The 25,702-nt window shown below is 60.4% G+C and carries 21 protein-coding genes; 16 read left to right on the forward strand and 5 right to left on the reverse strand.

All coding sequences use genetic code 11. The annotated features are described in order from the left end of the window. Nucleotides 1-3: 3 nt before the first annotated feature. Genes GIW69_RS21440 through GIW69_RS21450 form a run of 3 tightly spaced genes read right to left on the reverse strand, consistent with a single transcriptional unit; the run spans nt 4 to nt 2,674 of the window. A complete protein-coding gene (locus GIW69_RS21440; protein ID WP_236484779.1) occupies nt 4-771 on the reverse strand; it encodes a heme ABC transporter ATP-binding protein in 768 nt (255 codons plus the stop codon). Next, nucleotides 771-1,754 (reverse strand): iron ABC transporter permease, encoded by a 984-nt coding sequence (locus GIW69_RS21445; protein ID WP_236484810.1) that lies wholly within the window; start codon nt 1,752-1,754, stop codon nt 771-773. The genes GIW69_RS21440 and GIW69_RS21445 overlap by 1 nt, the downstream gene beginning before the upstream one ends. A 47-nt stretch (nt 1,755-1,801) precedes the next feature. Beyond that, nucleotides 1,802-2,674 (reverse strand): ABC transporter substrate-binding protein, encoded by an 873-nt coding sequence (locus GIW69_RS21450; protein ID WP_236484780.1) that lies wholly within the window; start codon nt 2,672-2,674, stop codon nt 1,802-1,804. A gap of 161 nt (nt 2,675-2,835) precedes the next feature. Here GIW69_RS21450 and GIW69_RS21455 point away from each other — a divergent pair, with 161 nt between their 5' ends. Continuing rightward, complete coding sequence (locus tag GIW69_RS21455) at nt 2,836-3,153, forward strand: Rieske (2Fe-2S) protein (RefSeq protein WP_236484781.1); 318 nt, start codon at nt 2,836-2,838, stop codon at nt 3,151-3,153. Here GIW69_RS21455 and sfsA read toward each other — a convergent pair. Further along, nucleotides 3,150-3,863, reverse strand: a complete 714-nt coding sequence (gene sfsA, locus GIW69_RS21460; RefSeq protein WP_236484782.1) for a DNA/RNA nuclease SfsA — start codon at nt 3,861-3,863, stop codon at nt 3,150-3,152. The genes GIW69_RS21455 and sfsA overlap by 4 nt on opposite strands. After that, nucleotides 3,863-5,035, reverse strand: coding sequence for a pyridoxal phosphate-dependent aminotransferase (locus GIW69_RS21465; protein WP_236484783.1), 1,173 nt, complete (start codon nt 5,033-5,035; stop codon nt 3,863-3,865). Before GIW69_RS21465 ends, sfsA begins: the two co-directional genes overlap by 1 nt. A gap of 332 nt (nt 5,036-5,367) precedes the next feature. Between GIW69_RS21465 and dksA the strand changes: the two genes are divergently transcribed. From dksA to GIW69_RS21540, 15 genes are all read left to right on the forward strand, one after another. Beyond that, on the forward strand, nt 5,368-5,811 hold the full coding sequence (dksA, locus tag GIW69_RS21470) for an RNA polymerase-binding protein DksA (RefSeq protein WP_236484784.1): 444 nt from the start codon (nt 5,368-5,370) through the stop codon (nt 5,809-5,811). Nucleotides 5,812-5,996: 185 nt separating this feature from the next. Next, nucleotides 5,997-6,893: a tRNA glutamyl-Q(34) synthetase GluQRS gene (gene gluQRS / locus GIW69_RS21475; RefSeq protein ID WP_236484785.1), complete on the forward strand. Its 897-nt coding sequence runs from the start codon at nt 5,997-5,999 to the stop codon at nt 6,891-6,893. A 77-nt stretch (nt 6,894-6,970) separates the two neighbouring features. Beyond that, nucleotides 6,971-7,147, forward strand: coding sequence for a hypothetical protein (locus tag GIW69_RS21480; protein WP_003176118.1), 177 nt, complete (start codon nt 6,971-6,973; stop codon nt 7,145-7,147). Beyond that, nucleotides 7,131-10,085, forward strand: coding sequence for a sensor histidine kinase (locus GIW69_RS21485; RefSeq protein WP_236484786.1), 2,955 nt, complete (start codon nt 7,131-7,133; stop codon nt 10,083-10,085). Before GIW69_RS21480 ends, GIW69_RS21485 begins: the two co-directional genes overlap by 17 nt. A 22-nt stretch (nt 10,086-10,107) precedes the next feature. Then, complete coding sequence (locus GIW69_RS21490) at nt 10,108-11,544, forward strand: sigma-54-dependent transcriptional regulator (RefSeq protein WP_236484787.1); 1,437 nt, start codon at nt 10,108-10,110, stop codon at nt 11,542-11,544. 732 nt (nt 11,545-12,276) lie between these two features. Beyond that, nucleotides 12,277-13,671 (forward strand): polynucleotide adenylyltransferase PcnB, encoded by a 1,395-nt coding sequence (locus GIW69_RS21495; RefSeq protein ID WP_236484788.1) that lies wholly within the window; start codon nt 12,277-12,279, stop codon nt 13,669-13,671. 3 nt (nt 13,672-13,674) lie between these two features. Beyond that, nucleotides 13,675-14,151: a 2-amino-4-hydroxy-6-hydroxymethyldihydropteridine diphosphokinase gene (gene folK / locus GIW69_RS21500; RefSeq protein WP_236484789.1), complete on the forward strand. Its 477-nt coding sequence runs from the start codon at nt 13,675-13,677 to the stop codon at nt 14,149-14,151. A gap of 251 nt (nt 14,152-14,402) precedes the next feature. Beyond that, nucleotides 14,403-15,203: a 3-methyl-2-oxobutanoate hydroxymethyltransferase gene (gene panB, locus GIW69_RS21505; RefSeq protein ID WP_236484790.1), complete on the forward strand. Its 801-nt coding sequence runs from the start codon at nt 14,403-14,405 to the stop codon at nt 15,201-15,203. Continuing rightward, complete coding sequence (gene panC / locus GIW69_RS21510) at nt 15,200-16,060, forward strand: pantoate--beta-alanine ligase (RefSeq protein ID WP_236484791.1); 861 nt, start codon at nt 15,200-15,202, stop codon at nt 16,058-16,060. The genes panB and panC overlap by 4 nt, the downstream gene beginning before the upstream one ends. 333 nt (nt 16,061-16,393) lie before the next feature. Beyond that, nucleotides 16,394-18,058: a glucose-6-phosphate isomerase gene (pgi, locus tag GIW69_RS21515; protein WP_236484792.1), complete on the forward strand. Its 1,665-nt coding sequence runs from the start codon at nt 16,394-16,396 to the stop codon at nt 18,056-18,058. 181 nt (nt 18,059-18,239) lie between these two features. Then, the gene (gene acs, locus GIW69_RS21520; RefSeq protein ID WP_236484793.1) at nt 18,240-20,177 is read left to right on the forward strand and encodes an acetate--CoA ligase; all 1,938 of its coding nucleotides are present in this window, start codon (nt 18,240-18,242) and stop codon (nt 20,175-20,177) included. 50 nt (nt 20,178-20,227) lie between these two features. Further along, nucleotides 20,228-21,097, forward strand: coding sequence for an oxygenase MpaB family protein (locus GIW69_RS21525; protein WP_236484794.1), 870 nt, complete (start codon nt 20,228-20,230; stop codon nt 21,095-21,097). 90 nt (nt 21,098-21,187) lie between these two features. After that, nucleotides 21,188-22,204 carry a class I SAM-dependent methyltransferase gene (locus GIW69_RS21530; RefSeq protein ID WP_236484795.1) on the forward strand — a complete coding sequence of 339 codons (1,017 nt, stop codon included), beginning with the start codon at nt 21,188-21,190 and terminating at the stop codon, nt 22,202-22,204. Nucleotides 22,205-22,426: 222 nt separating this feature from the next. Further along, nucleotides 22,427-25,372, forward strand: a complete 2,946-nt coding sequence (locus tag GIW69_RS21535; protein ID WP_236484796.1) for a DUF748 domain-containing protein — start codon at nt 22,427-22,429, stop codon at nt 25,370-25,372. Next, nucleotides 25,372-25,668: a DUF2845 domain-containing protein gene (locus GIW69_RS21540; RefSeq protein ID WP_236484797.1), complete on the forward strand. Its 297-nt coding sequence runs from the start codon at nt 25,372-25,374 to the stop codon at nt 25,666-25,668. Before GIW69_RS21535 ends, GIW69_RS21540 begins: the two co-directional genes overlap by 1 nt. Nucleotides 25,669-25,702: the final 34 nt, after the last annotated feature.

Consider the following 25,702-nt stretch of genomic DNA (forward strand, 5'->3'; position numbering starts at 1 on the left):
TACTCAGCGGGCGATGATCAACGGATGCCCACGCTCCGGGTGCGGCTGCACCAATACTTCCAGACCAAACACCGCTTTGAGCGGTTCCGGACGCAGAACCTGCTGCGGCGTGTCCAGCGCCACCGGGCGCCCGCCTTCCAGCAGCAACAAGCGATCACAATAGCGCGCTGCCAGGTTCAGATCATGCAGGATCACCAGCACCGCCGCACCGCGATCGGCAAACTCGCGCACCGCTTGCAGGGTCGTGTGCTGATGCAGCGGATCAAGCATCGACGTCGGTTCATCGAGCAACAACGTCTGTCCGGCTGCGCCCGGCCATAACTGCGCCAGCACCCGCGCCAGATGCACGCGCTGACGCTCGCCACCGGACAGCGCCAGATAACTGCGGCCCAAGAGGTGCCTGGCGTCCGCAGCTTGCAGCGCGGCGGCGATAATTTCGTCATCGCGTACCCGACCGCTCTGATAAGGCAAGCGCCCCATGCCGACGACTTCTTCGACCCGAAAGGCAAAATCGAGCGTCGAGACCTGCGGCAACACCGCCAGTCGCCGGGCCCGCTCACTGCCACTCCAGTGGCTCAAGTCTTTGCCGTCGAGCAAAACTCCGCCGTCGTCGGCTGCCAGCTCACCGCACAACGCCCCAAGCAAGGTGCTCTTGCCGGCGCCGTTAGGCCCCAGCACGCCAAGCACTTCGCCGGCCTCTAGTTGCAGGGTGACATCGCTCAACACGGTCTTGCGTCCGCGGCGTATGTGCAAACTGTACGCAGACAACATCAGGCACGGCCCCGCAATAACAGGTAAAGAAAGAACGGCGCACCGATGAACGCGGTGACGATGCCGATGGGCAATTCTGCCGGTGCCAACGCGAGACGCGCCACCAGATCGGCCAGGAGCAACAAACTTGCGCCGGCCAACACCGAGGCGGGTAACAACGTGCGGTGATCGGGACCGGACAGCAAGCGCACCAGGTGCGGCACCACCAACCCGACAAATCCGATCATCCCCGCCGCCGCCACTGCGGCACCGACACCAAGCGCGGTACAGAACACCAGTTCACGCTTGAGCCGCTCGACATCGATGCCCAGATGCCCGGCTTCCGACTCGCCAAGCAGCAAGGCATTCAACGCCTTGGCTCGTCGCGGCAACCAAAGAGCTACGCCCACGCTGATCAACAGCAATGGCCACAATCGTGAATAACTGGCGCCATTGAGACTGCCGAGATTCCAGAACGTCAGCGTGCGCAAAGTCGCGTCATCAGCCAGATAAGTGAACAGCCCGACCGCCGAACCGGCCAGCGCCGTCAGGGCAATACCGGCCAGCAACATGGTCGCCACGTTGGTCTGACCGTTGCGCCGCCCCAGCCGATAAACCAGCGCCGTTACCCCGAGCCCGCCGAGAAACGCACACACCGACAACAGATACGGCCCGAACCACTCAGGCAACCCACCAAAGAACGAGCCGCCAACAATCGCCACCGCCGCCCCGAGCGCCGCGCCACTGGACACGCCGACCAGACCCGGATCGGCCAATGGATTGCGAAACAGTCCTTGCATCGCCACGCCGGACAAGGCCAGCACACCACCCACCGCCAGCCCTAGCAAGGTACGCGGCAGGCGGATCTGCCCGAGGATCAACTCCGCTTGTTCCAATCCCTGCGGAGCAATCGGCACGCCGATCAGGCGCAATGCCGCGCGCAAGGTATCGAACAGCGGCAGACTGACCGGCCCCAACGCCAGCGACAACCAAATCGCCAGCAAACACAGCAGGATCAGGCCAATAAACAAGCTGCGCGGTTTGACCAGAGTCATTGGCCGCTCGTGGCAGGATAGAAACCGTCAGACAGCGTTTTCAGCGCCGCCGGCAAGCGCGGCCCGAGTCCGCCGACCAGCAACGTCGGATCCAGCTCCAGCACCCGGCCGGATTTTGCCGCGCGGCTCGAGTTGAGAATCGGGTTTTCCTTGAACAGCGCAACCTTCGCCGCCTCGCCGGTCAAGGCGCGATCTGCAAACACCAACACTTCAGGATTAAGGCTGGCGAGGGATTCCACGGAAAACGGTTTGTAGCCGGAATGGGTCGCCAGGTTGTGCCCGCCGGCCTGTTGCAGCAACCAGTCAGCGGCGGTGTCCTTGCCGGCAATCAACGGCTTGCCTCCCGCATGCCCCAACAGCAACAGCACGCCCGGCGCTTTCTGTATTGTTTGCTTGGCGGCTACGCGGGTGTTTTGCGCATCGAGTTGCTGTTGATAACTTTGCAACTGTTGCGTCGCCTGGGTTTCAGCGCCGAGCAACTGCCCGAGACGTTTCAGGTTTTTCTCCAGCGTCGGCAAATCCGGTTGAGCCGAGAACAGTTCGACCTGCACACCCGAAGTTCGCACCTGCGAAATCACCGGTGGCGGGCCCATTTCCTCAGTGCCGATGAGGATCTGTGGACGCAGACTGAGAATGCCCTCCGCGGACAAGCTGCGTTGATAGCCGATGCTCGGCAATGATTTCAGCGCTGGGGGATGCTGGCTGGTGGTATCGACGCCCACCAGTTTCGATTCGCCGCCCAACGCGCTGACCCACTCCGACAACGCGCCACCGGCGCTGACCCAACGTTGCGGCAGGTCAGCCGACGCCGCCGAGTGGCTGACGAAAAGTCCGACACACAGCACGGCAACGCGGGTACTCAGGCGCATAAGCAGGTTCCTTGAAAGGTTTTCCCGGGCATCCGGATGACAGGCCAAGTATCCTCGGCAACTGGCGGCGCCCTGCGGACAAGGCGGCCATTTGATAATTGTTTGCATTTAAACGTCAAGCTCGGACATATCCGGACACGAGCCGACATCAGAGGATAGTCATGAAGTTTCTTTGCACAGGCGCCGATCTGGTTGAAGCCGAAAGTCGCGGTTTCGACATCGATGGCAAAAAGCTGTTCGCCGTGCGCCGCAGCGGTCGGGCCTATGTCTATCTCAACCGCTGCCCGCACCGAGGGGTCGGGCTGGAATGGCAGCCTGACCGGTTCCTCGACGCGAGCAACAGCCTGATCCAGTGCGCCACCCACGGCGCCCTGTTCCTGATCGAGGACGGCGAATGTGTCTCGGGACCGTGCGCCGGCCAATCACTGACCGCGATCCCTTGCCACGAGGATGCGCAAGGGCTGTGGATCGATGTCTAGTCGCCGAGAATGACGTCCAGTCGGCGGTCGATGACGACTTCTTCATGGCTCAAACGCACGCCATAGGCCAACACTTCGACGCCGCAGGCCACCGCTTCGCGTAACGCATCGGCGTAAGCCGAATCGATTTCCTGTGCAGGACGCACCGCCTCGATGCCGGTGAGATTCACGCAGTACAACTGCACCGCTCGGATGCCGTCTCGCGCCAGATGTGCCAGCTCACGCAAATGCTTGGTGCCGCGCTGGGTCACAGCGTCGGGAAACGCCGCCACCGCCGTACCGCCGAAGCCCAACGTGACACTTTTGACTTCTACATAAGCCGGACCATCCGGGTATTCGAGACGGAAATCAATACGACTGCTTTCCTGTCCGTAAGCCACTTCCCGCTTTAACGCAGTAAAGCCGTTCAGCTCGGTAATCACGCCTGCCTGCAACGCTTCTTCAACCAGCGCATTGGCGCGTCCGGTATTCACGCAAAACAGCCGGCCCTGCGGGGTTTCGCCAATTTCCCAGGTGCCGGGCAACTTGCGTTTCGGGTCGTTGGATCGACTGAACCAGACTTGCCCGCCCTCGACCTGGCAGTTGAGCATCGAACCGGTGTTCGGGCAGTGAATGGTCAACAACTCGCCGCTGACGGTTTCGATATCGGTGAGAAACCGCTTGTAACGACGGATCAGGCGCGCTTCTTCCAACGCAGGATAAAACCGCATCAGGCTTGCCAACTCTTCAAACCACGAGCAATTCGCTCCACTGCTTCTTGTAGGCGAGGAAGACTTTGGGTGTAAGCAAAGCGCACATGATGACTGGCCTGATAGCGACCGAAATCCAGCCCCGGCGTAATCGCCACATGCTCGGTTTCAAGGAAATGTCGGCAGAACGCGAAGCCATCGCCGCCGAACTGGCTGATATCGGCATAAAGGTAAAACGCGCCTTCCGGTTCCACGGCGATGTTGAAACCCAACTCGCGCAGGGCCGGCAACAGGAAGTCACGACGACGGCCGAACTCGGCGCGGCGCTCTTCAAGAATGGCAATCGTGTCCGGTTCGAAGCAGGCCAGCGCCGCGTGTTGCGCCATGCTCGGCGCGCTGATGTAGAGGTTTTGCGCGAGTTTTTCCAGCTCGCCGACCGCCGCTTCCGGCGCCACCAGCCAGCCCAGGCGCCAACCGGTCATGCCGAAATATTTTGAGAAGCTGTTGAGGACAAACGCGCTGTCATCGACTTCCAGCACACTGGCCGCATCAGTGCCGTACGTCAGGCCGTGATAGATCTCGTCCACCACCAAATGGCCATGCCGCGCCTTGATGGCTGTGGATAACCCGGCGAGTTCATCGCGGGTCAAAATTGTCCCGGTCGGATTGGCTGGTGAGGCTACCAGGGCGCCGACGCTGTCGTGATCCCAATGACGCTCCACCAGATCCGGCGTCAGTTGATAGCGCACGTCCGGGCCAACCGGCACCAACTGCGCCGCACCCTCGACCAGCCGCAGGAAATGTCGGTTGCACGGGTAGCCGGGGTCGGCGAGCAACCAGTGTTTGCCCGGATCCACCAGCAAGGCACTGGCCAGCAGCAACGCGCCAGAACCGCCGGGGGTGATGAGAATGCGTCGCGGATCGATCGTCAGGCCATAGCGCTGTTGATAAAAACCGCTGATCGCCTCACGTAATTCCGGGATGCCCCGGGCGGCCGTGTAGCGAGTCTTGCCCGCCGACAGCGCAGCCTGACCCGCGCGAATGATCGGTTCGGCGGTGGTGAAGTCTGGCTCGCCGATTTCCAGATGGATCACGTCGTGGCCTGCCGCTTGCAATTCATTGGCCCGCGCCAGTAACGCCATCACATGGAACGGTTCGATCGCACGACTGCGCGCACTGTAGGGCTGAGCCATTGGCCTTCCTTCGAGGGGAAAAAGAAACGATTCTACCCGCGTGCCGGAACGAGCGAGAACCCGCAGCGGTCACAGCCTCATGAACCCTGGCCGAAAACGCTCTAACGTCAGCACCAGGATTGACTAAAATCAGTCATTGAACAGGCCTCCAGCACCGCCAGACATGCCTTGCCAACTATTTGCAAGCCCCACGGGCCACCGGTTCGACATCCGGGAGTAGCGCGGCTCGAATTGATCTGGTAAGTTCGCCCGCTTGCAGTCGCAGGGCCGGCAGGTGTCGGTGATGGAGCAATCCTGCGCAATGGATTACAAGAGTAGAGGCGGTCTATTTCATGTCCACCCAGGCAAAACAACAGCAGCAATCGACGATCAGCGGCTTCGAACCCTACGTTCCGAAGGCCGGTGAAGAGTACATGGGCGCTCCGATGCGCGCGCACTTCACCAAGATCCTCAACAAGTGGAAACAGGACTTGATGAAGGAAGTCGACCGTACCGTTGATCACATGAAAGACGAAGCGGCCAACTTCCCTGACCCGGCCGACCGTGCCAGTCAGGAAGAAGAATTCGCCCTCGAGCTGCGTGCCCGCGACCGTGAGCGCAAGTTGATCAAGAAGATCGACAAGACGCTTGAACTGATTCAGGACGAAGAATACGGCTGGTGCGAATCCTGCGGCATCGAGATCGGCGTCAAGCGTCTCGAAGCCCGTCCGACCGCCGATCTGTGCATCGACTGCAAGACACTGGCGGAAATCAAGGAAAAGCAGGTCGGCAAATAATTCTGGCCTGAACGAAAAACGGAGCGTGCAAACGCTCCGTTTTTGTTTCTGCTTTTTGTGTAGGAGTGAGCCTGCTCCCGATGGCGGCTGGACTTCACATCAACGTTGACCGGCCTATCGCTATCGCGAGCAGGCTCACTTCTACAAGTAGACCCGTGCACGCCTGAAGAAGTAGTTTCGCGCCCATGACTGCCAAAAACCAACCCCACTACATCGGCCGCTTCGCCCCCACGCCCAGCGGACACTTGCACTTCGGTTCGCTGGTCGCCGCGCTCGCGTCTTATCTCGACGCGCGCTCCGGGGGCGGTCGTTGGCTCGTGCGCATGGAGGATCTCGATCCGCCCCGCGAAGAACCCGGTGCCCAGGCCGCGATCCTCAGGGCACTTGAGAGCTATGGTTTCGAATGGGACGGCGACATGGTGCGCCAGAGTGATCGCCACGACGCCTACGCTGAAGTGCTCAATCGCCTGTTCAATCACGGCCTAGCCTACGCCTGCACATGCTCGCGCAAACAACTGGAGCCGTATTACGGCATTTATCCGGGCTTGTGCCGCAACGCCGGCCACAGTCAGGAAGGGGCGGCGATCCGTCTGCGCGTGCCGGAGCTGGAATATCACTTTATCGACCGCGTGCAGGGCGAATTCCGTCAGCACTTGGGCCGTGATGTCGGCGATTTCGTGATCCGTCGTCGCGACGGCCTCTACGCGTATCAACTCGCCGTGGTGCTGGATGACGCCTGGCAGGGCATCACCGACATCGTGCGCGGCGCCGATCTGCTCGACTCGACGCCGCGTCAGTTATATCTGCAAGAACTGCTCGGTTTTCCTCAGCCGCGCTACCTGCACCTTCCGCTGATTACCCAGCCGGACGGCAACAAACTCGGCAAATCCTACCGCTCGCCGCCGTTGACTGAAGACCAGGCCACGCCCCTGCTGCTTCGGGCATTACGCGCACTCGGCCAAAACCCCGGCAGCGAACTGGCCCACGCCACGCCCGCCGAGCTGCTCAAGTGGGGCGTGGCCCACTGGGATGCGGCCAAAATCCCGCGCACACTGACGCTGCCCGAAGCGCAACTGACATGACGGCACTTGCAGTCGCGCGCCCATCCGTTACCATCGCCGCACGTTTTCGGGCACGCGCATAAAAAAGAGAGGCCGGGATGTACATCTATCGCTTGGTCCTGCTTTTGGTCGTGGGAATCTATCTGTTTTCTCCAGCCATCATGGATTGGTGGATCGACGCCACGGGCGCCTGGTACCGGCCGTATCTGCTCTGGCTGATCCTGATTGTCGTGACCTTCATTCTCCAGAGCCAAAAAGATGCCGATGAGCTTTAGCCTGACCCAGATGATCCTGGTCAGCGCCGCCTACCTGACGGTGCTGTTCGGCGTCGCGTGGATCAGCGAACGGGGCATGATCCCGCGGGCGATCATTCGCCATCCGCTGACGTACACCCTGTCGCTTGGCGTCTATGCCAGTGCCTGGGCGTTTTACGGCACGGTCGGCCTGGCCTATCAATATGGTTACGGTTTTCTGTCCAGTTACCTGGGCGTGTCCGGGGCGTTTCTGCTGGCGCCGGTGCTGCTCTATCCGATCCTGAAGATCACCCGCACTTACCAACTGTCGTCACTGGCCGATCTGTTCGCGTTCCGTTTCCGCAGCACCTGGGCCGGGGCGCTGACGACGATCTTCATGCTGATCGGCGTCCTGCCGTTGCTGGCCCTGCAGATCCAGGCTGTGGCCGACTCCATCGGCATTCTCACTGGCGAGCCGGTACAGAATCGCGTGGCGCTGGCGTTCTGTTCGCTGATCATTCTGTTCACGATTTTTTTCGGCTCCCGACATATCGCGACGCGCGAGAAACATGAAGGCCTGGTGTTCGCCATCGCTTTCGAGTCGGTCATCAAACTGATCGCCATTGGCGGCGTCGGCCTTTATGCGTTGTACGGCGTGTTCGACGGCCCGCAACAACTTGAGCTGTGGCTGCTGCAAAACCAGACCGCCCTCGCCGCCCTGCACACGCCGTTGCAGGAAGGGCCGTGGCGCACGTTGCTGCTGGTGTTTTTTGCCTCGGCCATCGTGATGCCGCACATGTACCACATGACCTTCACTGAAAACCTCAACCCGCGCTCACTGGTCAGCGCGAGTTGGGGCCTGCCCTTGTTCCTGTTGCTGATGAGCCTGGCGGTGCCGCTGATTCTCTGGGCGGGGCTGAAACTCGGCGCGACCACCAACCCGGAATATTTCACCCTGGGTATCGGCATCGCGGCCAACAGCAAGGCCTTGGCGTTGCTCGCCTACGTCGGCGGACTGTCGGCGGCAAGCGGCCTGATCATCGTCACCACCCTGGCGTTGTCCGGGATGGCGCTCAATCACCTGGTGCTGCCGCTTTATCAGCCGCCGGCCGAAGGCAACATCTACCGCTGGTTGAAATGGACGCGGCGGGCGCTGATCGTCGCGATCATCATGGCCGGTTTCGGCTTCTACCTGATGCTCGGCGCCGAGCAGGATCTGGCCAACCTCGGCATCGTCGCCTTCGTCGCCACCCTGCAATTCCTGCCCGGCGTGCTCTCGGTGCTGTACTGGCCGACCGCCAACCGTCGCGGCTTCATCGCCGGACTGCTGGCGGGGATTCTGGTGTGGGTGGTGACCATGCTGCTGCCGCTGGTCGGCAATCTGCAGGGTTTCTACATCCCGCTGCTGAACATGATTTACGTGCTGGACGACACCAGTTGGCACATGGCAGCCATTGCCTCGCTGGCAGCGAACGTGCTGATGTTCACCCTGATCTCGCTGTTCACCAATGCCAGCCCGGAAGAGGCCAGCGCGGCCGAAGCCTGCGCGGTGGACAACGTGCGTCGTCCGCAACGCCGCGAATTGCACGCCGCATCGCCTCAGGAGTTCGCCACGCAATTGGCCAAGCCTCTCGGCGCCAAAGCCGCACAGAAAGAAGTCGAGCAAGCCCTGCGCGACCTCTACCTGCCTTTCGACGAGCGCCGCCCGTATGCCTTGCGCCGTTTGCGCGATCGCATCGAGGCCAACCTGTCCGGCCTGATGGGCCCGAGCGTGGCGCAAGACATGGTTGAAACCTTCCTGCCCTACAAGGCCGGCGGTGAAAACTACGTCACCGAAGACATCCACTTCATCGAAAGCCGCCTTGAGGACTACCACTCGCGCCTCACCGGTCTTGCCGCCGAACTCGATGCGTTGCGCCGCTATCACCGGCAAACGTTGCAAGAACTGCCAATGGGCGTCTGCTCGCTCGCCAAGGATCAAGAGATCCTGATGTGGAACAGGGCGATGGAAGAACTCACCGGCATCGCCGCTCAACGGGTCGTCGGCTCGCGATTGAACACCATCGGCGAACCATGGAAGAATTTGCTGCAAGGTTTTATCGATCGTCCGGACGAACACTTGCACAAACAGCACTTGGCCCTCGACGGTCAGACCCGCTGGCTCAATCTGCACAAAGCGGCGATCGATGAGCCGCTGGCGCCAGGCAACAGCGGCTTGGTGCTGCTGGTGGAAGACCTGACCGAAACGCAGATGCTCGAAGACAAACTGGTGCATTCCGAACGCCTCGCTAGCATTGGCCGCCTGGCCGCAGGCGTGGCCCACGAAATCGGCAACCCGGTCACCGGCATCGCTTGTCTGGCGCAAAACCTGCGTGAAGAACGCGAAGAGGACGGTGAGCTGACGGAAATCAGCGGGCAGATTCTCGAACAGACCAAACGCATTTCCCGCATCGTCCAGTCGCTGATGAGCTTCGCCCATGCCGGCAGCCACCAGCACAGTGACGAGCCCGTCTGTCTGGCGGAAGTCGCGCAGGACGCCATCGGCCTGCTCGCCCTCAACCGGCGCAATTTCGAAGTGCAGTTCTACAACTTGTGCGATCCGGATCATTGGGTCGAAGGCGATCCGCAGCGCCTCGCCCAAGTGCTGATCAACCTGCTCTCCAACGCCCGTGACGCCTCGCCTGCGGGCAGCGCCGTGCGGGTCAAGAGCGAAGCCGGCGAACACACGGTCGATCTGATCGTCGAAGACGAAGGCAGTGGCATTCCGTCGAGCATCATGGATCGATTGTTCGAACCTTTCTTCACCACCAAGGATCCGGGTGAAGGCACCGGTCTGGGCCTTGCACTGGTCTATTCCATCGTTGAAGAGCATTATGGACAAATCACCATCGACAGCCCGGCTGATGTTCAGAGCCAGCGCGGCACCCGTATCCGGGTGACATTGCCGCGTCATGTCGAAGCGACGTCCGCTGTGAACTGAGACCGTCGAGAGTATCGAATCAATGCCGCACATTTTGATCGTCGAAGACGAAACCATTATCCGCTCCGCCTTGCGCCGCCTGCTGGAACGTAACCAGTATCAGGTCAGCGAAGCCGGTTCAGTGCAGGAAGCACAAGAACGCTTCAGTATTCCTACGTTCGACCTGATCGTCAGCGATCTGCGATTGCCAGGCGCTCCAGGCACCGAACTGATCAAGCTCGGTGAAGGTACGCCGGTGTTGATCATGACCAGTTACGCCAGCCTGCGCTCGGCCGTGGACTCGATGAAAATGGGCGCGGTGGACTACATCGCCAAGCCTTTCGACCACGACGAAATGCTGCAAGCTGTCGCCCGCATTCTGCGTGATCGCCAGTCAGCGCCAGCCGCGGGTGAAGTTGTGGCCGGCAAAGCGGGCAATGGCAGCGCCAAATCCGCCGCCGACAACAGCAATGGCGAAATCGGCATCATTGGTTCATGCCCGCCAATGCAGGATCTGTACGTGAAGATCCGCAAAGTCGCGCCAACCGATTCCAATGTCCTGATCCAGGGCGAGTCCGGCACCGGTAAGGAGCTGGTCGCCCGCGCACTGCACAATCTATCCAAACGCGCCAAGGCACCAATGATCTCGGTGAACTGCGCGGCCATTCCGGAAAGCCTGATCGAGTCCGAACTGTTCGGCCACGAGAAAGGCGCGTTTACCGGTGCCAGCGCCGGTCGTGCCGGTCTGGTAGAAGCGGCGGATGGCGGCACGCTGTTCCTCGATGAAATCGGCGAGCTGCCACTCGAGGCCCAGGCCCGTCTGCTGCGCGTGTTGCAGGAAGGCGAGATTCGTCGCGTTGGCTCGGTGCAGTCGCAAAAAGTCGATGTGCGCCTGATCGCTGCAACTCACCGGGATCTGAAAAGCCTGGCGAAGATCGGCCAGTTCCGTGAAGACCTTTATTACCGTCTCCACGTGATTGCCTTGAAATTGCCGGCCCTGCGCGAGCGCGGTGCCGACGTCAACGAAATCGCCAACGCCTTCCTCGCCCGGCAGAGTGCGCGCATCAACCGTACCGACCTGCGATTTGCCGCGGATGCCGAACAGGCGATCCGTCACTACTCCTGGCCGGGTAACGTGCGAGAGCTGGAAAACGCGGTCGAGCGTGCGGTAATCCTGAGCGAAAGCCCGGAAATCTCTGCGGATCTGCTGGGCATCGACATCGAGCTGAGTGACCTGGACGATGACGAGTTCATCGGCCTGCCGGCCCAGACCGGCGGCGGTACCAGTAATAACAGCCATGAACCGACCGAGGATCTGTCGCTGGAAGACTATTTCCAGCACTTCGTCCTTGAGCACCAGGATCACATGACCGAAACCGAGCTGGCACGCAAACTCGGGGTCAGCCGAAAGTGCCTGTGGGAACGCCGTCAGCGCCTTGGCATTCCACGGCGCAAGACGGGCGTGGCGAGCGAGAGCTGAACGTTACCTGTCGAGTGTGCGGGTAACCGCTGAGAATGTGAAAAAACTGTTACCTCAGTTTAGTCACGTAACAGAGGCCGGGGTTTACGGTAACGAAACCCCGGCTTTTTTTTGCCCCGCCAAAACGGTTATATCGACCTAACCCCTTGTTTTACTGGGCTTCGAAAAAGTTGGCACGCCCCCTGCTATATGTTTGGTACAAGAACAATAACAAGCAACGTAAAAGACAATAAAAATAAGACGAATCGACTCACGCACAATAAAAACAAGACGGCGAGAGGCGCAGCTAACTGATTCTTTTGGAGAGGCGTTGTATTTGGGGCTAGCCCCACGACCAGGCCGAGAACAACAAAAACTGTCCTAAGACAGAGCCTGTACTGGTTGGATCGAGAGATCACTGCAATTCAGCGACCAAAGCAATCCGTTTGCTCTTGGCTCCCGATTGGGAGGGTCATGAAGGGAAACCTCATGGCGAGGGCACTCAACAAAAACAAAAAGCCCGAATCAATAATAAAAAGAGCATGCAACTACTTTCTTGGGGAGCTTCGGCTCCCCTTGTAGTTTCTCCCGTTTCAAAATCCCCCTGCTTTCCCCCGCTCTACCCTTGCAGCTCGCGGCTTACAGCTCAAATCTGCGGCCTCCTACACCATCCCTCGACTAAATGCTAGAATCCCCGCCCATCATGCGGTCATCTTTCGTTATGGCCGAACATTCCTTCAAACAGTGCATCCCATGCTGAAGAAGTTGTTCCAGTCATTCCGTACTCCCGTGCGTCGTACGCAACACATCCGTAGCACCCCTGAAGTGCTCAACAGCGGCCAACATTCGCTGCAAAAGACGCAATTCAGCCGCTACGCGGTCAATATCGTCGAACGCCTGCAGGGTGCCGGTTACCAGGCTTATCTGGTCGGCGGTTGTGTCCGCGACATGATGTTGGGCATCACGCCCAAAGATTTCGACGTTGCCACCAGTGCCACCCCCGAGCAGGTCCGGGCCGAATTCCGCAACGCGCGGATCATCGGTCGCCGCTTCAAGCTTGTACATATTCATTTCGGTCGCGAGATCATCGAAGTCGCGACCTTCCGCGCCAATCATCCGGTCAACGAAGACGACGAAGACAGCAATCAGTCTTCGCGCAACGAGAGCGGGCGGATTCTGCGCGACAACGTTTACGGCACGCTGGAAGAAGACGCGCAACGTCGCGACTTCACCATCAACGCGCTGTATTACGATCCGGTCAGCGAGCGCATCCTCGATTACGCCAACGGCGTGCACGACATCCGCAACCACCTGATCCGCCTGATCGGCGATCCGAAGCAGCGCTACCAGGAAGATCCGGTGCGCATGCTGCGGGCCGTGCGTTTCGCTGCCAAGCTCAACTTCGGCATCGAAAAACACACCGTGCAACCGATCCGCGAACTGGCGCCGATGCTGCGCGAGATCCCGTCGGCGCGTCTGTTCGAGGAAGTGCTCAAGCTGTTCCTCTCCGGCCATGCCGCGATCACCTTCGAGATGCTGGTTGATCTGCAACTCTTCGCGCCGCTGTTCCCGTCCAGTGCCGAAGCGCTGGAACACAACCCTGAATACACCCACACGCTGATCAGCGAAGCGCTGGCGAACACTGATCTGCGCATCAAGCAGAACAAACCGGTCACTCCGGCGTTCCTGTTCGCCGCATTGCTGTGGCCTGCCCTGCCGGCCCGCGTATTGCGTCTCCAGGAACGTGGCATGCCGCCGATTCCGGCGATGCAGGAAGGCGCCCACGAACTGATCGCCGAACAGTGTCAGCGCATTGCGATTCCCAAGCGTTTCACCCTGCCGATCCGCGAAATCTGGGACATGCAGGAACGCCTGCCACGCCGCAGCGGCAAACGCGCCGACCTGTTGCTGGACAACCCGCGTTTCCGTGCCGGTTACGACTTCCTGTTGCTGCGTGAAAGCGCCGGCGAGCAGACCGATGGCCTCGGTGAATGGTGGACCGACTATCAGGACGCCAATGACAGCGAGCGCCGCGACATGATCCGCGACCTCAGCGGCAAGGGCGACGAAACCGGCGCACCGCGCAAGCGCCGTCGCAGCAGCGGCTCCAAGCGTAAACGCGCGGGCGCACCGAGCGCCGGCGAGTAAGGCATGGAACGCATCTATATCGGCATGGGCAGCAACCTGGCTGACCCGGCCGAGCAATTGCGCAGCGCTGTCGAAGCGTTGGCGCAACTGCCGGACACCGAACTGGCTGGCGTTTCGTCCTTCTACCAGAGCGATTCGCTGCTGCCGGGGCAACCGCGTTACACCAACGCGGTTGCCGCCCTCGACAGCAACCTCGCGCCGCTGGAGCTGCTCGATGCCCTGCAAGCCATCGAGAATGACCAGGGTCGTGAGCGTCTGCAACGCTGGGGCCCGCGCACACTGGATCTGGACATTCTGTTGTTCGGAGATCGCCTGATCGACGAGCCACGCTTGAAAGTCCCGCATTACCACATGCAGGAACGTGCGTTCGTCCTTTATCCCCTCGCCGAACTCGCGCCAGCCAATCTGCGCCTGGCTGATGGCCGAACCTTGGCAGATCTGCTCGCAGCTTGCCCATTCGTCGGCCTCGAGCGTCTCTGAAACACCGCCTCCGGGGAGCTGAATCGCATCAGTTACGCCGGTAACACTCCCCTCGTAACATCGCGGTAACACACATAATTGACTTCCCGGGTTCTCCTCACGACTATAGGCGTCCCGCTGCCGCCAACCCGGCACACACGGGCGCAATCCAGGCCTTATAAGCACGACAAAAGACCGTGCGCCTGAGTAAATGAAGAATCACGCGCGTTACTCGCAGTAGTTTCCAGAGCGCCTGAACGAGGATTTCTTACATGCCAGCCATCACCCTGACCACGCTCCAGAGCCTCAAGCAGAAAGGTGAAAAAATCACCATGCTCACCTGCTATGACGCGACTTTCGCCCACGCCTGCAACGAGGCCGGTGTCGAAGTGCTGCTGGTGGGCGATTCTCTCGGTATGGTGCTGCAAGGGCACGACAGCACCTTGCCGGTGACCACCGACGAAATGGCTTATCACGTCGCCTGCGTCAAGCGCGGCAACACTGACGCCCTGATCCTGGCCGACCTGCCGTTCATGGCCAACGCCACCCTCGAACAAACCATGACCAACAGCGCCAGGCTGATGCAGGCCGGTGCGCACATGATCAAGGTCGAAGGCGCGCTGTGGCTGGCGGAATCGATCCGTCTGCTCGCCGAACGTGGCGTGCCGGTGTGCGCGCACATGGGCCTCACACCGCAAGCGGTGAACATCCTTGGCGGCTATAAAGTGCAGGGTCGCAACGAAAACCAGGCGCGGCAGATGCGTGCCGACGCCATCTCGCTGGAACAGGCCGGTGCGGCGATGTTGTTGCTCGAATGCGTGCCGAGCGAACTGGCGGCCGAAATCAGCCAGGCGGTGAAAATCCCGGTGATCGGCATCGGCGCCGGTAGCGCGACGGATGGCCAGGTACTGGTGCTGCACGACATGCTCGGTCTGTCGATCAGCGGCCGCGTGGCGAAGTTCGTGAAGAACTTCATGCACGACCAGGACACCATTCAGTCGGCTCTCAAAGCCTATGTCGACGAAGTCAAAGCCGTCACGTTCCCAGGCATCGAACACGGATTCTCCGCATGAACACCGTAAAAACCGTACGCGAACTGCGCGCCGCCGTGGCCCGTGCTCGCAGCGAAGGCAAGCGCATCGGCTTCGTCCCGACCATGGGCAACCTGCACAGCGGCCATGTCGCGCTGGTGACCAAGGCCAAGCAACGCGTGGATTTCGTGGTCGCGAGCATTTTCGTCAACCCGCTGCAATTCGGCGCCGGCGAAGATCTCGACAAATACCCGCGCACGCTGGCCGCGGATCAGGAAAAACTCCTTGAAGCCGGTTGCGACCTGCTGTTCGCGCCCACTGTCGATGAAATGTATCCCGACGGCATGGCCGGACAGACGCGTGTGAGCGTGCCGCAACTGTCCGAAGGCCTGTGCGGCGCCAGCCGTCCGGGGCACTTTGAAGGCGTGGCGACGGTGGTCAGCAAGCTGTTCAACATGGTGCAGCCGGATCTCGCGATCTTTGGCCAGAAGGACTTTCAGCAACTGGCAGTGATCCGCGCGCTGGTGCATGACCTCAATATGCCGATCCAGATCATTGGCGAGCCGACCGTACGTGCCGCCGATGGCCTGGCGCTGTCGTCGCGCAACGGTTTCCTCAGTGAGGAGCAACGCGCCGTGGCGCCGGTGGTCTATCAAACCCTGAGCGCGATTGCCGACGCGATCAAGCAAGGCGAGCGCGATTTCCCGGCGCTGGTCGGCGCCCAGGTCAAACAACTGGAAGCGGCCGGCCTGCGTACCGATTACCTGGAAATCCGCCATGGCGTGACTTTGCGCCCGGCAACGGCTGAAGACCGTGATCTGGTGATTCTGGTCGCGGCGTTCCTCGGTACCACGCGGTTGATTGACAACCTGCACCTGAATCTCGATACCCCCGCCTGACCCCCTCCACCTTCTAGGAGCAGAGCTTGCTCGCGAAAGCGTTCTGACATTCAACGATGACGTTGACTGATCCGACGCCTTCGCGAGCTGGCTCGCTCCTACAACGGCTTTATTTCCTGCTTTCGATCCGTTTGTCGGCCATTTCCCGCTCTCGATGTTAAAAAAGTACAGGGATCTGGTCAGAAGAAGTCAAGACAGAACGCGGCGCGAGGTTTACTGTATTCGCCCTGCGCCTATCAATCGTGTCGACGCAGTTGATCGCACCCCCTAAACAGGCGTGACGGTCTGTTCCGTGTTCAAAAGGCCGTTCAAGTAAAAAGGAAAATCGCAGCGATGGCGTACTACCGCACTCCTCACGACGTTACCGCTCTGCCCGCCTGGCAAGCGTTGAAAGATCACCGCCAAGCCATGCAGGATTTCAGCATGCGCGAAGCCTTCAACGCCGATCCGCAGCGCTTCAATCAATTCACGCTTAGCAGCTGCGGACTGTTTCTCGATTATTCAAAGAATTTGATCAACGCCGAGACCCGCAATCTGCTGGTGGGCCTGGCCAATGAAGTCGATCTGAAAGGCGCGATCAAAGCGCTGTTTGATGGCGAAATCGTAAACGCTTCCGAGGGCCGCCCTGCCCTGCATACCGCCCTGCGCCGTCCCGTGGGCGACAAGCTGTCGGTCAACGGCGTCAACGTGATGCCGGAAGTGCACAAGGTGCTGAACCAGATCACTGATCTGGTCGGCCGCATCCACGACGGTCTGTGGCGCGGTTACACCGAGAAGCCGATCACCGACGTGGTGAACATCGGCATCGGTGGCTCGTTCCTCGGCCCCGAGCTGGTTTCCGAAGCGCTGCTGTCCTACGCCCAGAAAGGCGTGCGTTGCCATTACCTGGCGAACATCGACGGCAGCGAATTTCACGAACTGACGCAGAAACTGCGCGCCGAGACCACGCTGTTCATCGTCTCGTCGAAGTCGTTCAACACCCTCGAAACCCTGAAGAACGCCCAAGCCGCCCGCGCCTGGTATCTGGCCCAGGGTGGCTCAGAGGCCGAGCTGTACCGCCACTTCATCGCCGTATCGAGCAATAACGCGGCGGCCGTGGCATTCGGTATCCGTGAAGAAAACATCTTCCCGATGTGGGACTGGGTCGGCGGCCGTTACTCGCTGTGGTCGGCGATCGGCTTGCCAATCGCGCTGGCCATCGGCATGTCCAACTTCAAGGAACTGCTGTCCGGTGCCTACACCATGGACCAGCATTTCCAGACCGCGCCATTCGAACAGAACATGCCCGTGCTGCTGGCGTTGCTCGGTGTCTGGTATGGCAACTTCTGGGGTGCGCAAAGCCATGCGATCCTGCCGTACGACCACTACCTGCGCAACATCACCAAACACTTGCAGCAACTGGACATGGAGTCCAACGGCAAGAGCGTGCGCCAGGACGGCACCCAGGTGTCGACCGACACCGGCCCAGTGATCTGGGGCGGCGTCGGCTGCAACGGTCAGCACGCCTATCACCAGTTGCTGCATCAGGGCACCCAAGTGATTCCGGCCGACTTCATTGTGCCGATCGTCAGCTTCAACCCGGTCTCCGACCATCATCAATGGCTCTACGCCAACTGCTTGTCGCAGAGTCAGGCGCTGATGCTCGGCAAGACGTTGACGGAAGCCGAAGCCGAACTGCGCGACAAAGGCATGAGTGAGGAAGACGTACGCAAACTGGCGCCGCACAAGGTAATCCCAGGCAATCGTCCGAGCAACACGCTCGTGGTCGAACGCATCAGCCCACGGCGCCTCGGCGCATTGGTGGCGATGTACGAACACAAAGTCTTCGTGCAAAGCGTGGTCTGGGGCATCAATGCCTTCGACCAGTGGGGCGTTGAATTGGGCAAGGAATTGGGCAAAGGCGTCTACAACCGCCTGGTCGGCAGCGACGAAACCACCGCTGACGATCCGTCCACTCAGGGCCTGATCAACTACTTCCGTGGTCGTCACCGCGGTTAATTTGATGCTCGGCCCACAAACCCTGGATCAAACCCGGGGTTTTGTGGGCAGGCTCACTCCTACAGTAGTTTTGGGGTGATTGAAAAATCAGATCCAGCCATCAGATTCCTGATCCGACTTGAACCTGTTGTCCGCTCGGCGCATCTTTATCTTTGTCACAAAACAAGAATAAGGAACCGTCATGTTCGATATCAGCACGTTCCCCCAAGCCGATGCCGTCCGCCGGGCTGCACAGTTGAGTCAGGACGACTATCGGCGGCTGTACCGCCAGTCCGTCGAACACCCCAGTGAATTCTGGGCCGAACAGGCCACACGCTTCCTCGACTGGAACACACCGTGGCAATCCGTCCAGCGGTATGACTTGAAAACCGGTGAAGCCAACTGGTTTGCCGGCGCCAGACTCAACGTCAGCTACAACTGCATCGACCGCCACCTCGCACAGCGCGGCGAGCAGACGGCGCTCCTCTGGGAAGGCGACGACCCCGCCGAGTCGGCGCAGATCACCTACAACAAACTTCATCACCACGTTTGCCGGCTGGCCAATGTGCTGAAAAGCCGTGGCGTGAAGAAAGGCGACCGCGTGTGCATCTACATGCCGATGATTCCTGAGGCCGCCTACGCCATGCTCGCCTGCGCGCGCATCGGTGCGGTGCATTCAGTAGTGTTTGGCGGTTTCTCTCCGGATTCCCTGCGCGACCGCATTCTCGATGCTGACTGTCGCACGGTGATCACTGCCGATGAAGGCGTGCGCGGCGGCAGGTTCGTGCCGTTGAAACAGAACGTCGACAAAGCCCTGCAAAGTTGCCCGGGCGTCAGCACCGTGGTCGTCGTCGAGCGTACCCAAGGCAACGTCGACTGGGTCGAAGGCCGCGATCTGTGGTATCACCAGGCCGTGCGCGACGTCAGCGACGATTGCCCGCCGGAACCGATGGACGCCGAAGACCCGCTGTTCATCCTCTACACCTCCGGTAGCACCGGCAAACCCAAAGGCGTATTGCACACCACCGGCGGCTACTTGCTGCAAGCGGCGATGACCTTCAAATACGTGCTTGATTACCGTGACGGCGAGGTGTTCTGGTGCACCGCCGATGTGGGTTGGGTGACCGGTCACAGCTACATCGTCTACGGCCCGTTGGCGAACGGCGCGACCACGTTGATCTTCGAAGGCGTGCCGAGCTATCCGAGTTCCTCGCGCTTCTGGCAGGTGATCGACAAACACAAGGTCAACATCTTCTACACCGCACCGACTGCCCTGCGCGCATTAATGCGCGAAGGTGCCGGGCCGTTGCAGGACACTTCGCGGCAAAGCCTCAGATTGCTCGGCAGTGTCGGTGAGCCAATCAACCCGGAAGCGTGGGAATGGTATTTCAACGTGGTCGGCGAGCAGCGCTGCCCGATTGTCGATACCTGGTGGCAGACCGAAACCGGCGGCATCATGCTCAGCCCGCTGGTCAGCGCGCAACGGATCAAACCGGGTTGCGCCACGCAACCGATGTTCGGTGTGCAACCGGTGCTGCTCGATGAGTCCGGCAAGGAAATTAAAGGCGCCGGCAGCGGCGTGCTCGCCATCAAGTCGAGTTGGCCGGCGCAGATCCGCAGCGTTTACGGCGACCCGCAACGCATGGTCGACACCTACTTCAAACCGTATCCCGGCTACTACTTCACTGGCGACGGTGCCCGCCGCGACGAGGACGGCGATTACTGGATCACCGGGCGCATCGACGACGTCATCAACGTCTCTGGCCACCGCATCGGCACCGCCGAAGTGGAAAGCGCGTTGGTGCTGCACGACAACATCGCCGAAGCTGCCGTGGTCGGTTATCCCCACGACGTCAAAGGCCAGGGCATCTACGCATTCGTCACGCCCATGAACGGTGTCGAGCCCAATGACGACCTGAAGAAAGAACTGCTGAGCCACGTCAGCAAGGAAATCGGCAGCTTCGCCAAACCGGATCTGATCCAGTGGGCGCCGGCCTTGCCGAAAACCCGTTCAGGCAAGATCATGCGTCGCATCCTGCGCAAGATCGCGTGCAACGAACTCGACAGCCTCGGCGACACCTCGACCCTCGCTGACCCGAGCGTCGTGCAAGGTTTAATCGACACGCGCCTCAATCAGTAATACTGCGGGCGCGACCACAGGCTCGCGCCCGTCTCCACCACTGAGTTGTCATGGAATTCATCCGCACCCGCATCGAAAACCAGATCATGAGCCTGACCGGGCTGTCCCTCGGCAAGCTCGACCTGGAAAATCCTAAGGGCGATCCCGGCCTGTTCGGTCCCGACTCGATCAGTTGGCAAGTCCACGGCGACTTCAGCAGCATGCTCATCGGCGGTATCAGCGCCCTGATGCTGCAAGCCCTGCATCCACTGGCGCTGGCGGGCGTCTGGGATCACTCGAATTTTCGTGAAGACATGCTCGGCCGCCTGCGCCGTACCGGGCAGTTCATCTCCGGCACCACGTTCGGCTCGCGGCGAGACGCCGACTGGCTGATCGAGAAAGTGCGCACCATTCATCTGCAAGTCGTCGGCACCGCGCCGGACGGTCGACCCTATGCCGCCAGCGATCCGGACTTGCTGACGTGGGTGCACGTGGCCGAGGTGAGCAACTTCCTTGCCGCGCATCTGCGCTACCGCAACCCGCATTTATCGCCGGCGGATCAAGATCGTTATTACGCGGAAATCGCCATGGTCGCCGAACGTCTTGGCGCGCACGATGTGCCGCGATCCCGGCAGGACATTGCTGATTATCTTGAACGTGTCCGTCCGCAACTGCTGTGCGACGAGCGCAGCCGTGAAGTCTTGCGAGTGCTGTTGAACGCACCGTCACCCAGCCGCCTCGCCAAACCTTTCGGCGGCCTGATGATGCAGGCCGGCATTGATCTGTTGCCGGACTGGGCGAGCGCCCTATTTGGCGTCAGCCAGAACCCGCTGCAACGCAAACTCATCCGCGCCAGCGTCAACCGCAGCGCGCCGATGCTGCGCTGGGCCGTGCGCAACGGCTCAGAGCAACGGGCCAAGCGGCGGATGGAACCGAGCTGACGCTCGGGAGCGGCAAGCTCGAAGCTTGAAGCTCGCAGCTTCGAAACTGCTAAACTCCCGCGCCCCGATTATCTTCAGCAAGGCGCCCGCATGTCTTCCTTGAATCAGGCGCTGCGCGCCGCCCTCGACCAACGCCAGGACTTGCTCGCCGAGTTGCACAGTCAGGGTACCGATTGCTATCGCTTGTTCCATGGCAGCCAGGAAGGTGCCGGCGGCTTGACCATCGACCGTTATGGCCCGCAACTGCTGGTGCAAAGCTTTCACCAGACGCTGGAACACGACGACTTGCTGCAACTGCACGCCATCGTCAATCAAGTCCTGGGCTTTGACACTCTGCTGGTCTACAACGACCGTTCCCGTGGCAATTCGCGCATTGACCGCGAAGACACCGTCTACCGCGCCGACGATGCTGCACTGGCCGACCTGGTCGGTCACGAATGGGGCCTGAACTACCGCGTGCGCGGGCGTCATGCCGGGCAGGATCCGTTGCTGTTTCTCGACTTGCGCAACACCCGCGGCTGGGTCAAAGAACACGCCCAGGGCAAAAGCGTGCTCAACCTGTTCGCGTACACCTGTGGCGTTGGCCTCAGCGCAGCGGCGGGTGGCGCCCGTGAGGTGTGCAACCTGGATTTCGCCGAGGGCAATCTGGCGGTCGGTCGCGAGAATGGTCTGCTCAATCCGCAGTTGCCGGAAATGCAGTTCATCCAGTCCGATTACTTCCCGGCGATTCGCCAACTCGCCGGCCTGCCGATCAGCCAGCGCCGTGGACAGAAACTGCCGAGCTATCAGCGTCTGGAGCAACGCCAGTACGATCTGGTGCTGCTCGACCCACCGGCGTGGGCCAAGAGTGCGTTTGGCACCGTCGACCTGCTGCGCGACTATCAAAGCCTGATGAAGCCGGCCCTGCTGACTACCGCCGACAATGGCGTGCTGATCTGCTGTAACAACCTGGCGAAAGTCAGCATGGACGACTGGCGTGAACAGGTGCTGCGTTGCGCCGAGAAGGCCGGGCGTCCCGTGCGCGAGTGGAGCGTAATGACCCCGGGCGCCGATTTCCCTTCCCAGGATCAACAACCGCCGCTCAAAACCCTCATCCTCCAGCTATAACTACGTTCCCGCGTAGGAGCTACCGAAGGCTGCGATCTTTTGGCGTCGGCAAGGAACGCGAAGCGTCCCGGGCTGCATTCCCACGCGGAGCATGGGAACGATCAGATCAACAGATCGCAACCTGCGGCAGCGCTTACAAAAGAATCAGACAAATCCTGTCCATGCGTGTTTCTTCGGAACCGGAATCGCGTGCCATACTCCAAGACACTCCGATTCAGACAGATGAAGCCGCACATGCCCAAAGGATTGATTCGCGCGATTGGCGCCCTGTTGACCGCTCTGGCTCTTTACAGCCTGCTGGGATTTCTGATTCTGCCGGGCATTGCGCTACGGATAGCCAATCAGCAACTGGCTAATTACGCCACGGTGCCCGCGCACATTCAGCGGATCGAACTCAACCCGTTCAGCCTTGAAGTCACGCTGTGGGGGTTGGTGATCGGCGAGCCCGGCAAGGAACAGGTCGGCTTCGAACGGCTCTACGCCAACCTGCAAATCGACAGCCTGTGGACGAAAGCGCTGCACCTTTCGGACATCGAGCTGGATAAGCCGAAGACCGAAATCCTCTTCGCCAAGGACGGCAAGCTCAACCTGCTGGGCCTGTTCAATATCCCGGCGAGCGAACCCACACCTGCTGACCCGAACGCCAAGCCGTTTCCGTTGCGCATCGAGCGGATCAAACTGGCCGACGGCAATGTGCATTTTCAGGATGCGCGGCCGAGCGAGCCCATCGAGTTCCTGTACGACCAACTCGATTTCGAACTGAAAAACCTCAGTACCCTGCCCGAAGACAACGCCGACATGACTCTGGTCGCAGCGGGCCCGGAAGGCGGGCAAATCGACTGGACCGGCAACTTCAGCCTGATCCCGTTCACGTCTGAAGGCACCTTGAAAGTCACCGATGGCCAGATGAAATCCTTCTGGCCCTATGTGCGCGATGCAGTGCCGTTGGTGCTGGAAAACGGAGTGGTCAGCCTCAGCACCGACTACAAGCTCAACCTGTCCAAAGAAACCGAACTGCTGCTCAATAACGTCGCCGTCAACATTGCGCCGTTCGCGATCAAGGCTCCAGACGGCCGTCCGCTGGCGAAACTCGAACGCCTCGACATCAGCGAAACCTCGCTGGATCTGGCCAAACAACAAGTGGTCGTCGGCAAGATCCGCAGCCAGAAACTGGAAACCTGGGCCGCGCTGGAAACCGACGGGCAACTGGACTGGCAAAAACTGTTCGCCAGCCAGCCGTCGAAACCGGCTGCCAAAGCCGCCGCCGAACCCGCCCAAACCCCCGCTGCCGCCGACTCGCCCAAAACCGAAACGGCGCCGAGCAAGCCATGGCAAGTGCTGCTCAAAGACGTGCAACTGCGCAACTATCAAGTGCATCTGGCTGACCGCTCGGCGAAGCCGGAAGTGGCGCTTGATGTGGGCCCGCTGAATGTCGACATGCAGAATTTCGACAGCCTCAACGGCTCACCTTTCAACGTCAAACTCGATACCGGCATTGGCAAGCAAGGCAAGATCAGCGCCGACGGCGTGGTCAACCTGGCGCCGGTCACCGCCAGGCTCAATGTAAAAACCCAGGACATCGACCTGCGAGTCGCCCAGTCCTATATCAACCCGTTCATTCGCCTGGAGCTGCGCAGCGGCATGCTTGGCAGTGACCTCGTCGTCGATCTTAAGAGTACCGACCCGCTGGCATTGAGCATCACCGGCCGCGCTCAGGTCGATCAACTGCACACCCTCGACACTCTGAAAACGCGCGATTTCCTCAAATGGCAGCAACTGGTCGTGGAGGGTTTGAACTACCAGCACGGCGACAGCCTGTCGATCGACAAGGTCAACCTGTTCCAGCCCTATGCGCGCTTCATGATCAACGATGACCGCACCACCAACGTGGATGACTTGCTGATCCCGCAGCCGGCGGATTCCGCAGCGAAACCGGCGGCGAAAAACGCCGGCAAGGAAAAACCGCTGGGCATTCACATCGGCGGCATCGCGATCAACGATGGTTCGGCCAACTTTGCCGACTTCAGCCTGACGCCCAACTTCGCCACCGCCATCCAGCAGCTCAGCGGCCAGATCGGAACGATCGACAGCCGTCAGGCGAAGCCCGCCACAGTCGACATCAAAGGCAAGGTTGATCGTTATGCGCCGGTCACCATCAAGGGCGCGGTCAATCCGTTCGACCCGATGGCCAGCCTCGATATCGCCACCAGTTTCAAACGGGTCGAGCTGACCACCCTGACGCCCTACTCCGGCAAGTTCGCCGGCTACCGCATCCGCAAGGGTCGGCTCAATCTCGATCTGCATTATTTGATCACCAAGGGTCAGCTCAAGGCCGAGAACAAAGTGGTGGTCGAGCAACTGCAACTGGGCGAGAAAGTCGACAGCCCGGACGCCGTGAGCCTGCCGCTGAAACTGGCGATTGCGCTGCTCAAGGACGTCGATGGCAAGATTTCCATCGAGCTGCCGGTCACCGGCGATTTGAACAATCCTCAGTTCAGCGTGATGCCGATTGTCTGGCAGACCCTGCGCAACCTGATCGTCAAAGCCGCCGCTGCACCGTTCAAATTGATCGGCGGACTGGTCAGCGGCGGCGGATCCGAGGATCTGGGCACCGTTTCTTTTGCACCGGGTTCAAGCGACTTGAACAAGGACGCCGAAGCGGCGCTGGTCAAGCTGTCCCAGGCACTCAAGGAACGCCCGGCCCTGCGCCTGGAGATCGAAGGCACCGCCGCGCAAAGCAGCGACGGCCCGTTGATCGCCGAGCAACGTCTTGAACGCGAATACCAGTACAACTATTACAAGATGCTCCAGCGCCGTGGCGACAAGGTGCCGGCTCAGGCTTCGCTGTTGCAGGTACCCGAAGGCGAGAAAGGCCCTCTGCTCGAAGGCATCTACCGTACGCGTCTGAAAACCCAGCCGCCGGCCGAATGGAAAGATCTGGGCAAGGAAGAGCGGACAGCGAAAATGCGCGAAGGCGTGATCAAATTCTGGGCCGCCAGCGATGTGCTGTTGCGTCAGCTTGGGCAGGAACGCGCGAGCAGCATCAAGGATTACCTTGTCGACAAAGGCAAGCTCGAAGACGATCGCGTGTACTTCATTGATGCCAATCTGGGCGAGGCCGAAAGCGATGGTCGCGTCGTCACGCAAATGCACCTGGATGCCGAGTGATGAACCACAAAGGGCTGTTCGCGATTGCGCTGACGCTGCTGGCCAGCCAGGCCTCGGCGTCGGATACCTTGCGTTGCGGCAGCCAGTTGATCAGCCTCGGAGATCGCTCCAGCGAAGTGCTGCAAAAATGTGGCGAGCCAGTCAACCGCGATACGCTGGGCTACAAACGCAGCGCCAATCGCCGGGAGGAATTCCAGGTCGAGGAATGGACGTACGGGCCGAGCAACGGCATGTACCAGTACCTGCGTTTCGAAGGTAACCGGCTGCGGCAGATCAACAGCAAGCGCGGCAACTGAATGGTCCTAAATAGAACAGGCCCCGACACAAGTG

The sequence above is a fragment of the Pseudomonas syringae genome, assembly GCF_021605415.1.
In the GTDB taxonomy this organism is placed as follows: domain Bacteria; phylum Pseudomonadota; class Gammaproteobacteria; order Pseudomonadales; family Pseudomonadaceae; genus Aquipseudomonas; species Aquipseudomonas syringae_S.